The organism is Burkholderia sp. LAS2 (genome assembly GCF_018417615.1).
GTDB lineage: Bacteria > Pseudomonadota > Gammaproteobacteria > Burkholderiales > Burkholderiaceae > Burkholderia > Burkholderia sola.
Map to the genome: position 1 here is coordinate 37652 of NZ_CP071055.1, position 9790 is coordinate 47441.

The 9790-nt window shown below is 64.9% G+C and carries 10 protein-coding genes and 1 tRNA gene; 5 read left to right on the forward strand and 6 right to left on the reverse strand.

Features of this window, described 5'->3' with window-relative positions; genetic code table 11:
* Positions 1 to 31 precede the first annotated feature (31 nt).
* On the reverse strand, positions 32 to 640 hold the full coding sequence (locus JYG37_RS34645) for a MarC family protein (RefSeq protein ID WP_050013881.1): 609 nt from the start codon (positions 638 to 640) through the stop codon (positions 32 to 34).
* A 21-nt stretch (positions 641 to 661) separates the two neighbouring features.
* The gene (locus JYG37_RS34650; RefSeq protein WP_050013882.1) at positions 662 to 2398 is read right to left on the reverse strand and encodes a proline--tRNA ligase; all 1737 of its coding nucleotides are present in this window, start codon (positions 2396 to 2398) and stop codon (positions 662 to 664) included.
* A 218-nt stretch (positions 2399 to 2616) separates the two neighbouring features.
* Here JYG37_RS34650 and JYG37_RS34655 point away from each other — a divergent pair, with 218 nt between their 5' ends.
* Positions 2617 to 3261: an RNA pyrophosphohydrolase gene (locus JYG37_RS34655; RefSeq protein ID WP_050013883.1), complete on the forward strand. Its 645-nt coding sequence runs from the start codon at positions 2617 to 2619 to the stop codon at positions 3259 to 3261.
* Between the two features lie 13 nt (positions 3262 to 3274).
* Positions 3275 to 3883, forward strand: coding sequence for a CNP1-like family protein (locus JYG37_RS34660; protein ID WP_050013884.1), 609 nt, complete (start codon positions 3275 to 3277; stop codon positions 3881 to 3883).
* Between the two features lie 98 nt (positions 3884 to 3981).
* Here the strand turns inward: JYG37_RS34660 and proB are convergent, their stop codons facing one another.
* From proB to rplU, 4 genes are all read right to left on the reverse strand, one after another.
* A complete protein-coding gene (gene proB, locus JYG37_RS34665) occupies positions 3982 to 5100 on the reverse strand; it encodes a glutamate 5-kinase (protein WP_050013885.1) in 1119 nt (372 codons plus the stop codon).
* A 97-nt stretch (positions 5101 to 5197) separates the two neighbouring features.
* Positions 5198 to 6310 (reverse strand): GTPase ObgE, encoded by a 1113-nt coding sequence (gene obgE / locus JYG37_RS34670; RefSeq protein WP_050013886.1) that lies wholly within the window; start codon positions 6308 to 6310, stop codon positions 5198 to 5200.
* Between the two features lie 186 nt (positions 6311 to 6496).
* Positions 6497 to 6760: a 50S ribosomal protein L27 gene (gene rpmA / locus JYG37_RS34675; RefSeq protein WP_006476999.1), complete on the reverse strand. Its 264-nt coding sequence runs from the start codon at positions 6758 to 6760 to the stop codon at positions 6497 to 6499.
* Between the two features lie 24 nt (positions 6761 to 6784).
* The gene (gene rplU / locus JYG37_RS34680; protein ID WP_004194344.1) at positions 6785 to 7096 is read right to left on the reverse strand and encodes a 50S ribosomal protein L21; all 312 of its coding nucleotides are present in this window, start codon (positions 7094 to 7096) and stop codon (positions 6785 to 6787) included.
* 210 nt (positions 7097 to 7306) lie between these two features.
* Between rplU and JYG37_RS34685 the strand changes: the two genes are divergently transcribed.
* From JYG37_RS34685 to JYG37_RS34695, 3 genes are all read left to right on the forward strand, one after another.
* Positions 7307 to 8302, forward strand: coding sequence for a polyprenyl synthetase family protein (locus tag JYG37_RS34685; RefSeq protein WP_050013887.1), 996 nt, complete (start codon positions 7307 to 7309; stop codon positions 8300 to 8302).
* A 149-nt stretch (positions 8303 to 8451) separates the two neighbouring features.
* Positions 8452 to 8528 (forward strand) — tRNA-Pro (locus JYG37_RS34690).
* Positions 8529 to 8668: 140 nt separating this feature from the next.
* A partial coding sequence (locus JYG37_RS34695; protein ID WP_213347128.1) for an HlyC/CorC family transporter occupies positions 8669 to 9790 on the forward strand: 1122 nt, incomplete at its 3' end.

Sequence of the window (9790 nt, forward strand, 5' to 3'; positions counted from 1 at the left end):
TTTTTTTCGTCGGCCCGCCGCGCCGCCCGCGCTACGGCTGCAACTGGTGCACGAACGCGCGAATGCCCGCGAGCAGCATCTCGACCGAGATCGCGACAAGCACGAGGCCCATCAGCCGCTCGAACGCGGCGACGGTCCGCTCGCCGAGCCACGCCTGAATCCGTTCGGCCAGCACCAGCGTGATCGCGCAGACGATCATCGTGACCGTCAGCGCGCCGACCCACTCGAGCATTTTGCCGGGCGCCTGCGACGTCAGCAGCATCACCGTCGCGAGCGCGGACGGCCCGGCCAGCGCCGGAATCGCGAGCGGCACGATGAACGGCTCGCCGCCCGCGCGCGGATCGCTGCCGAGCGCGCCGTCCGGATGCGGGAAGATCATCCGCAGCGCGATCAGGAACAGCACGATCCCGCCGCCGAGCCGCAGCGACAGGTCGGTGAGGCTCATCATCCGCAGGAAGCGGTCGCCGACCAGCATGAAGAACAGCAGGATCACGAACGCGATCCCCACTTCGCGCAGGATCAGCTTCACGCGCCGCTCGCGCGGCACATCCCGCATCGCCGTGATGAACAGCGGGATGTTGCCGAGCGGATCCGTGATCAGCACGAGGAGCACGGTGGCCGACAGGAACGTGTATTCCATCGTGTCCCCCGGTCGCCGCGCTTAGTGCGCGAGCGCGGCGCGGATCTTTTCGGCGACCGTCGCCGCGGCCGTGTCGGCCGGCAGCAGCGTCGCTTCGGCGTCGCGGCGGCCCTGGTACTCGATCTTGCCTTCCTTCAGGCCGCGCTCGCCGATCACGAGACGATGCGGCACGCCGATCAGCTCCCAGTCGGCAAACATCACGCCCGGGCGCTCGCCGCGATCGTCGAGGATCACGTCGATGCCGGCCGCGACGAGTTCCGCGTACAGCTTGTCGGCCGTCTCGCGCACCATGTCGCTGCGGTCATAGCCCATCGGGCACAGCACGACCTCGAACGGCGCGATCGACTCGGGCCAGATGATCCCGCGGTCGTCGAAGTTCTGTTCGATCGCCGCGCCGAGAATGCGCGTGATGCCCACGCCGTAGCAGCCCATCAGCATCGGCTGCGGCTTGCCCGACTCGTCGAGGAACGTCGCGCCCATCGCTTCCGAGTACTTGGTGCCGAGCTGGAACACGTGGCCGACTTCGATGCCGCGGCAGATGTCGATCGCGCCCTTGCCGTCCGGCGACGGATCGCCCTTCTTCACGTTGCGCACGTCGGCGACGTCCGGCTCCGGCAGGTCGCGGCCCCAGTTCACGCCCGCGATGTGATAGTCGACCTCGTTCGCACCGACGACGAAATCGCTCATGTTCGCGACCGTACGGTCGGCGATCACCTTCACCGGCTTCTTCGTGCCGACCGGGCCGAGATAGCCCGGCGGCGTGCCGAACCACTCGACGATTTCCTGCTCGGTCGCGAAGCGGTGGTTCTTCAGGCCCGGCAGCTTCGACACCTTGATCTCGTTCAGGTCGTGATCGCCGCGCAGCATCACGAGCCAGATGGTCGGCTCGGCGCCTTCGTTGTCGGTCGCGAGCACGATCGACTTGATCGTGCGCTCGAGCGGGATCGCCAGCAGTTCGGCGACGGCCTCGCACTTCGCCTTGCCGGGCGTCGCGACCTTTTCCATCGCTTCGGCCGGCGCCGCGCGCTCAGGCGTCAGCGGCAGCGCTTCGGCCGCCTCGACGTTCGCCGCGAATTCGGACGTCGGGCAGTACGCGATCGCGTCCTCGCCGGTATCGGCGATCACGTGGAACTCGTGCGAGAAGTTGCCGCCGATCGAGCCGCTGTCGGCCGCGACCGCGCGGAACTCGAGGCCCAGGCGCGTGAAGATGCGCACGTACGCGTCGTACATCTTGCGGTACGACTCGTTCAGGCCGGCCGCATCCTTGTCGAACGAATACGCGTCCTTCATGATGAATTCGCGGCCGCGCATCACGCCGAAGCGCGGGCGGATCTCGTCGCGGAACTTCGTCTGGATCTGGTAGAAGTTCACCGGCATCTGCCGGTAGCTCTTGATCTGGTTGCGCGCGATGTCGGTGACGACTTCCTCGTGCGTCGGCCCGATCACGAAATCGTTGTCCTTGCGGTCCTTGAAGCGCAGCAGCTCGGGGCCGTACTGCTCCCAGCGGCCCGACTCCTGCCACAGCTCGGCCGGCTGCACGGCCGGCATCAGCAGCTCGATGGCGCCCGCCCGGTTCATTTCCTCGCGCACGATCGCCTCGACCTTGCGAATCGAACGCAGGCCGACCGGCAGGTAGTTGTAGATGCCGCCGGCGACGCGACGGATCATGCCGGCGCGGACCATCAGCTTGTGGCTGACGATCTCTGCGTCGGCGGGTGCCTCTTTCAGGGTGCCGATAAAGAAACGGGAAGCTTTCATGCGGACGGTTCCAAAAACGGCGCCCCCAGGCGGGGCGCCCGAAAAAGTTTCAAGGTGAAAAAGCGGCGCGCCGCGAACGACGATGGCGCAGATGACGTAGCAGACTAATCAGGGACAATTCAGCCGGTGTGCCCCGCGCGGATTCGCTCCGTCACGGTGCGCAGCGCCCGTTATCTGTTTATAATCAAAGCAATTTTAAAGGATTCGAAGGTGGTTGTATGCTGGATCGTGAAGGCTTTCGCCCGAACGTCGGCATCATCCTCTTGAACGCGCGCAACGAGGTGTTTTGGGGCAAGCGGCTCCGCGAGCATTCCTGGCAGTTTCCTCAAGGTGGGATCAAGTACGGCGAGACCCCCATGCAGGCGATGTACCGGGAACTGCACGAGGAAACGGGCCTGCATCCGGAACACGTCAAGATAATCGGCCGCACCCGCGACTGGTTGCGTTACGAGGTGCCTGACAAGTTCATCAAACGCGAAGTACGCGGTCATTACCGCGGCCAGAAGCAGATCTGGTTCCTGCTGCGGATGGTTGGACGCGATTGCGACATTTGCTTGCGCGCGACCGACCACCCGGAGTTCGATGCGTGGCGCTGGAACGAGTATTGGGTACCGCTCGATGCGGTGATCGAGTTCAAGCGGGATGTCTATCAGTTGGCGCTGACGGAACTGTCGCGCTTCCTGCGCCGCCCGGCGCAGCGAGCCGAGAAGCCGCGCGGGCCGCGTGTGTCGCGCTATCCGCGCGTCATTGGCGCACAGGCTCAAACGCTGACGATTGTCGACGCATCGGTGGTTTGTTCGGAGATCGAAGTGGAAGCGAGCACGCTCGACGAGATGCCGCCCCACGTGATCGTCGGCAAGTGACGAGTCGGACTGCATGACCGGGCGCGACCTTGGTGTCGCGCCCTTTTTTTACGAGGAATGCATATTGAAAGCGATTGCTCTCGCGCTCGCATCGATCGCCGCGATGGCCGCCCTGGCCGGCTGCGCGAACTCGAAAGCGCCGTCCAACAAGGATGACAGCGAGTTCGTGTACCTGCTCGACCGTCAGGGAACCTGGAAGGAAAACGCCGTCGACACGCTGCCGCCGCTGCCGCAAACGGGCGATCTGCTGCCGTTCAACGTGTCGCAGAACACACCGCTGAAGTTCTTCGTCGATGCGAAGTCCCTCGAGGTCGGCAGCGACGGCGTCGTGCGCTACGCAGTCGTCGTCACGAGCCCGGCCGGTGCGCGCAACGTGAACTACGAAGGCATCCGCTGCGACACCTACGAATGGCGCCAGTACGCCGGCCTGAACTCGGACCACAACGGCTGGGATCGCACCGTCGAGAACGACTGGCGGCGCATCGAGAACGGCGAGCTGAACGCCTACCACTCCGCGCTCTACCAGGACTACTTCTGCGCGAACAAGATGCCGCAGGGCTCGACCCGGCAGATCCTCGAAAACATCCGGTTCCACCGCACCGCGATGACGCAGTTGCGCTGACGGCACGCGATGCGGGTCGTCCGCATCGCCCTCCCGCCGGACAAAAAAGCCCGCATCGCGCGGGCTTTTTCATTTGAACGGCGGCATTTGGCCGGCGCTCACACCAGCACGAGGTTGTCGCGATGAATCAGTTCGGGCTCCAGCATGTAGCCGAGCACGGTCTCGATCTCGCCGCTCGGCTTGCGGTGAATCAGCTTCGTTTCCGCGCTGCTGTAGTTCGTGAGCCCGCGCGCCACCTCGCGCCCGTCCGGGCCGACGCACGCGATCACCTCGCCGCGCGCGAACGCGCCCTGCACGTCGATCACGCCGATCGGCAGCAGGCTCTTGCCGCCGGCCGTCAGCTTCTCGACCGCGCCCGCGTCGATCACGACATGGCCGCGCACCTGCAGATGGTCGGCCATCCATTGCTTGCGTGCCGCCATCCGCGCGGTACGGGCGATCAGTTGCGTGCCGATCGCCTCGCCGGCCGCCAGGCGCACGAGCACGTCGGACTCCCGGCCGCTCGCGATCACGGTATTCGCGCCGCTGTGGGCCGCACGCTTCGCCGCGAGGATCTTCGTCAGCATCCCGCCGCGACCGAGGCTCGAACCGGCCCCGCCCGCCATCGCCTCGAGCTCCGGTGCGCCCGCATTGGCCTCGCCGACGAGCGTCGCATTCGGGTCCTTGCGCGGATCGGCCGTGAACAGCCCCGACTGGTCGGTGAGGATGATCAGCGCATCGCCTTCGATCAGGTTCGCGACGAGCGCGCCGAGCGTGTCGTTGTCGCCGAACTTGATTTCGTCGGTCACGACCGTGTCGTTTTCGTTGATGATCGGCACGACGCCGAGCCGCAGCAGCGTGAGCAGCGTCGAGCGCGCATTCAGGTAGCGCTCGCGGTCCGCCAGATCGGCGTGCGTGAGCAGGATCTGCGCAGTGCGGATGCCGTGCTCGGTGAAGCGGCTCTCGTAGACTTGCGCGAGCCCCATCTGGCCGACCGCGGCAGCGGCCTGCAGCTCGTCGATTTCCCGCGGCCGCTTGCTCCAGCCGAGCCGCTGCATGCCTTCGGCAATCGCGCCCGAACTGACGAGCACGACTTCCTTGCCCTGCGCACGCAACGCGGCGATCTGGGCTGCCCAGCGGCCGATTGCAGCATGATCGAGCCCCTTGCCGTCGTTGGTCACGAGGCTGGAACCCACTTTCACCACCAATCGCTTCGAATCCGCGATGATCGAACGCATCCTGCACTGTCTCCTGTATCTGATGCCGGCCCGCCGGGCGCGATGGAACGCCGACGCCGGGCGGCACGCCCGGCGCGTGATCTGACCGCCTGACCGTTCAGGCGTCGTCGCCCGGGGCCGCGCCGCCCTTCGCCGGCGGCGCATCGCGGAAACGCACGTCCGCCGCGAGATCCTCCGCCTCCGCCGCGCGATGCGCGTCCGAATGTTCGGAGAGGTAGTCGTAGATCGCGTAGCACAGTGCTTCGCAGCCCTGGCCCGTCAGCGCCGAGATCTCGAACACCGGGCCGTCCCAGCCGAAACGGTCGAGGAAATCCGCGACGCGCGCCTCGCGCTCGTCTTCCGGCACCATGTCCAGCTTGTTGAGCACGAGCCAGCGCGGCTTCTCGTAGAGCGCCTCGTCATACTTGCGCAGTTCGCCGACGATCGCCGTCGCTTCCGCGACCGGATCGACGCTTTCGTCGAACGGCGCGAGATCGACCAGATGCAGCAGCACGCCGGTACGCTGCAGGTGACGCAGGAATTGATGCCCGAGGCCCGCGCCTTCGGCCGCCCCTTCGATCAGCCCCGGGATATCGGCGATCACGAAGCTCTTGCTCGGGCCGACCCGCACCACGCCGAGATTCGGCGCAAGCGTCGTGAACGGGTAGTCGGCGATCTTCGGCTTCGCATTCGACACCGACGAGATGAAGGTCGACTTCCCCGCGTTCGGCATGCCGAGCAGGCCGACGTCGGCGAGCACCTTCAGCTCGAGCTTCAGCATGCGCCGCTCGCCCGGCTTGCCGTCCGTCTTCTGGCGCGGCGCGCGGTTCGTGCTCGACTTGAAATGCAGGTTGCCGAGACCGCCGGCGCCGCCCTGCGCGAGCATCACCTGCTGGTCGTGCTCGGTCAGGTCGGCGATCAGCTCGCCCGTTTCCATGTCGCTGATGATCGTGCCGACCGGCATGCGCAGCGTGACGTCGTCGCCGCCCTTGCCGTAGCAATCCGAGCCGCGACCGTTTTCGCCGTTGCGCGCGAGGTGCTTCTTCGCGTAACGGTAGTCGATCAGCGTGTTGATGTTGCGGTCGGCGATCGCGTAAACGCTGCCGCCCCGGCCGCCGTCGCCGCCGTCCGGCCCGCCGAACGGGACGAATTTCTCGCGGCGCATCGACGCGCTGCCATCGCCTCCGTCGCCGGCGATGACTTCGATTCGTGCTTCGTCAATGAACTTCATTCGTCACTCCGCCCAGTATTTCCGCTATTGTGCCGCGCGCCGGCACGCTTGAACAATCTGCCGTTCGGCCGATCGACCGCCGGTTGCGCGAGGGTCGCCGGTCCGCACTGGCGGGCGGCGACCCAATAAAAAAGGCCCCGCGAAGACTGCGGGGCCTTTCGGCTACGAAGCCCGTGGGTGCCTGACTTAGGCAGCCGCCGGGACGACGATGACCAGATGCTTCTTGTCCGCGCCCTTCGTCGCGAACTTGACGTGACCGTCGACCAGCGCGAACAGGGTGTGATCCTTGCCCATGCCGACGTTCTCGCCAGCGTGCATGCGCGTGCCGCGCTGACGCACGATGATGCCGCCAGCGTTGATTGCCTGGCCGCCGTACACTTTCACGCCGAGACGTTTCGACTCGGAGTCGCGGCCGTTCCGGGAAGAGCCGCCTGCCTTTTTGTGTGCCATCTGATTGCTCCTTTACCGAGGCGCTTACGCGTTGATCGCGTCGATGCGCAGCTCAGTGTAGTTCTGGCGGTGGCCGCCGTGCTTTTGGTAGTGCTTCCGGCGACGCATCTTGAAGATGGTGACCTTGGCATGACGACCGTGCGACACAACGGTGGCCTTGACGGAAGCCCCACTGACCAGCGGCGTACCGAACTGAATCGATTCGCCTTCGCCCACTGCGAGAACCTGGTCGAGCGTGATTTCAGCGTCAATGTCAGCCGGTATCTGTTCTACTTTGAGTTTTTCGCCAACGGCAACCTTGTACTGCTTGCCGCCGGTTTTTATGACCGCGTACATTGAGAACCTCACTCTGGATCCAATTTTTCCGCACACCACGCGCGGAAAACACGTGATTATACATGGGCTTAGCATCCAAGTCAAAGCCGATCGACGATTGCCGCGCGCGGGCTTCGGCCGGACGGCCAAAATCGCGCCGCTGGTACGTCTGACAGACCGGCATATCGCGGATTCGACTTATAATCCGCCGCATCACCCAATTCCATCATCATGTCGTCGTCCACCGCCTCCCCCACCCTCAGCGCCGCCCACCTGCTCGCCCCGATCACCAGCGACATGGAGCAGGTGAATCGCGTTATCCGGCAAAGCCTCGCGTCCGACGTGCTGCTGATCAACCAGATCGCCGAATACATCATCGGCGCGGGCGGCAAGCGGCTGCGTCCGGCGTTGCTGCTGCTCGTCGCCGGCGCGCTCGGCGAAACGTCGCACCAGCGGCACGTGCTGGCCGCCGTCGTCGAGTTCATCCACACGGCCACGCTGCTGCATGACGACGTCGTCGACGAATCCGAGCTGCGCCGCGGCCGCCAGACGGCCAATGCGCTGTTCGGCAACGCGGCGAGCGTGCTGGTAGGCGACTACCTCTACTCGCGCTCGTTCGAGATGATGGTCGGCGTCGGCAAGATGCGCGTGATGGAGATCCTGTCCGAAGCGACGACGATCATTTCGGAAGGCGAGGTGCTGCAGCTCCTCAACATGCACGACGCGGACGTCGACGAAACGCGCTACATGCAGGTGATCCGCTACAAGACGGCGAAGCTGTTCGAGGCGTCGGCGCGCCTGGGCGCGGTGCTCGCGGGCGCCGATGCGCCGACCGAGGCCGCCGCCGCCGAATACGGCCGCCGGATCGGCACCGCGTTCCAGATCATGGACGACTGGCTCGACTATGCGGGCACCGCCGAGGCAATGGGCAAGAATGCCGGCGACGACCTGCGCGAAGGCAAGCCGACGCTGCCGCTCATCTATCTGATCGAGCGCGGCACGCCCGAACAGTCGGCGCTCGCACGCGAGGCGATCGAACACGGCGGCACCGATCGCTTCGACACGATTTTCGAAGCGATCACGCGCTCGGGCGCGCTCGATCACACGCTTGAATGCGCACGCCAGGAAGCGCAGGCGGCCGCCGCGGCGATTGCCGCGTTCCCCGATTCGATCTACAAGGAAAGCCTGCTCGGGTTGTGCTCATACTCGACGTCGCGGCAATCGTAAACACGCCGCGAACGCGAAGCGATGCGTTGTCTCGAAAATTTTCTTCATCAAAGTATTCCCTTTTAGAAAAAACATCGTTATAGTTACGTTCTTGCTTGTGACGACGCAGCGATTCTTAACGAAGACGGCGAAGTCAGAAGAGCAAAAATCGGGGTGTAGCTTAGCCTGGTAGAGCGCTACGTTCGGGACGTAGAGGCCGGAGGTTCGAATCCTCTCACCCCGACCAGATTTAAAAAAACCGTGCACCGCGTGCACGGTTTTTTTTCGTCCGGCCGCCGCGGGCCCTCGTGTCGCGCGCGACACATCGCGGTCGCCGGCCTCTGCTATATTTCCCCCATCCCTGTCCTTCACTGCCCTTTCCAACGCGTGGACCAAATTCCCTTATGGGCGCAAATCGGCGCCGTCTTCCTGCTTCTTCTCTGTTCCAGCTTCTTTTCCATTTCCGAGACCGCGATGATGGCGCTCAACCGCCATCGGCTGAAGCATCTCGCAGGTCAAGGCGCACTCGGCGCGAAAACCACGCAGGGGCTTCTCACGCGCACTGACTTGCTGCTCAGCGTGATCCTGATCGGCAACAACCTGTTCAACACGATCATCCCGGTCCTCACGACGTCGCTCGCGCTCCATACGTTCGGCCGCAACAACCTCGCGCTGTCGATCGCCACCGGCGTCGTCGCGTTCCTGATCATCGTGTTCGCGGAAATCGCGCCGAAGATCGTCGGCGCGACGTTCCCCGAACGCATCGCGCTGCCCGCGAGCCTCGTGATCGCCCCGCTGATGCGCGTGTTCAAGCCGGTCGTGTGGTTCGTCAACGCGCTCGCGAACGGCGTGCTGTGGGTACTGCGCATCAACACGAAGACGGGCCGCGACCAGCGGATGTCGGCCGACGAGCTGCGCGCCATCGTGCTCGAATCGAGCAGTTTCATGCCGACCAAGCACCGCAGCATCCTGCTCAACCTGTTCGACCTCGAGAACATCACGGTCGACGACGTGATGGTCCCGCGCCGCCAGATCGAGTCGCTCAACTTCTACGCGCCGCTCGACGACATCCTGCATCAGCTCGAAACCTGCTATCACAACCGGCTGGTCGTCTACGAAGGCGACATCGACAAGGTGCTCGGCGTGCTGCACGTGCGCAAGACGCTCACCGGGCTGCACAACCAGGATTTCGACCGCGAGACGCTCCGCGCGCTGCTCGCCGAACCGTACTACGTGCCGTCCGGCACGCCGGTGGTCCAGCAGCTCCAGTTCTTCCAGGAAACCCGGCAGCGCACCGCGCTCGTCGTCAACGAGTACGGCGAACTCGAAGGGCTCGTCACGCCCGAGGACATCATCGAGGAACTGATCGGCGAATTCACGACGTCGATGCCGCGCAGCGAACGCGCGGGCGGCTGGGACGAGAACGGCGAATGCATCGTGTCGGCCAGCATGCCGCTGCGCGAGCTGAACCGCTGGCTGCACCTGAAACTGCCGACCGACGGGCCGAAG

Coding starts and splice junctions, on each gene's coding strand:
- JYG37_RS34645 (WP_050013881.1), bottom strand. CDS start 640: ATGGAATACACGTTCCTGTCGGCCACCGTGCTCCTCGTGCTGATCACG.
- JYG37_RS34650 (WP_050013882.1), bottom strand. CDS start 2,398: ATGAAAGCTTCCCGTTTCTTTATCGGCACCCTGAAAGAGGCACCCGCC.
- JYG37_RS34655 (WP_050013883.1), top strand. CDS start 2,617: ATGCTGGATCGTGAAGGCTTTCGCCCGAACGTCGGCATCATCCTCTTG.
- JYG37_RS34660 (WP_050013884.1), top strand. CDS start 3,275: ATGACCGGGCGCGACCTTGGTGTCGCGCCCTTTTTTTACGAGGAATGC.
- proB (WP_050013885.1), bottom strand. CDS start 5,100: ATGCGTTCGATCATCGCGGATTCGAAGCGATTGGTGGTGAAAGTGGGT.
- obgE (WP_050013886.1), bottom strand. CDS start 6,310: ATGAAGTTCATTGACGAAGCACGAATCGAAGTCATCGCCGGCGACGGA.
- rpmA (WP_006476999.1), bottom strand. CDS start 6,760: ATGGCACACAAAAAGGCAGGCGGCTCTTCCCGGAACGGCCGCGACTCC.
- rplU (WP_004194344.1), bottom strand. CDS start 7,096: ATGTACGCGGTCATAAAAACCGGCGGCAAGCAGTACAAGGTTGCCGTT.
- JYG37_RS34685 (WP_050013887.1), top strand. CDS start 7,307: ATGTCGTCGTCCACCGCCTCCCCCACCCTCAGCGCCGCCCACCTGCTC.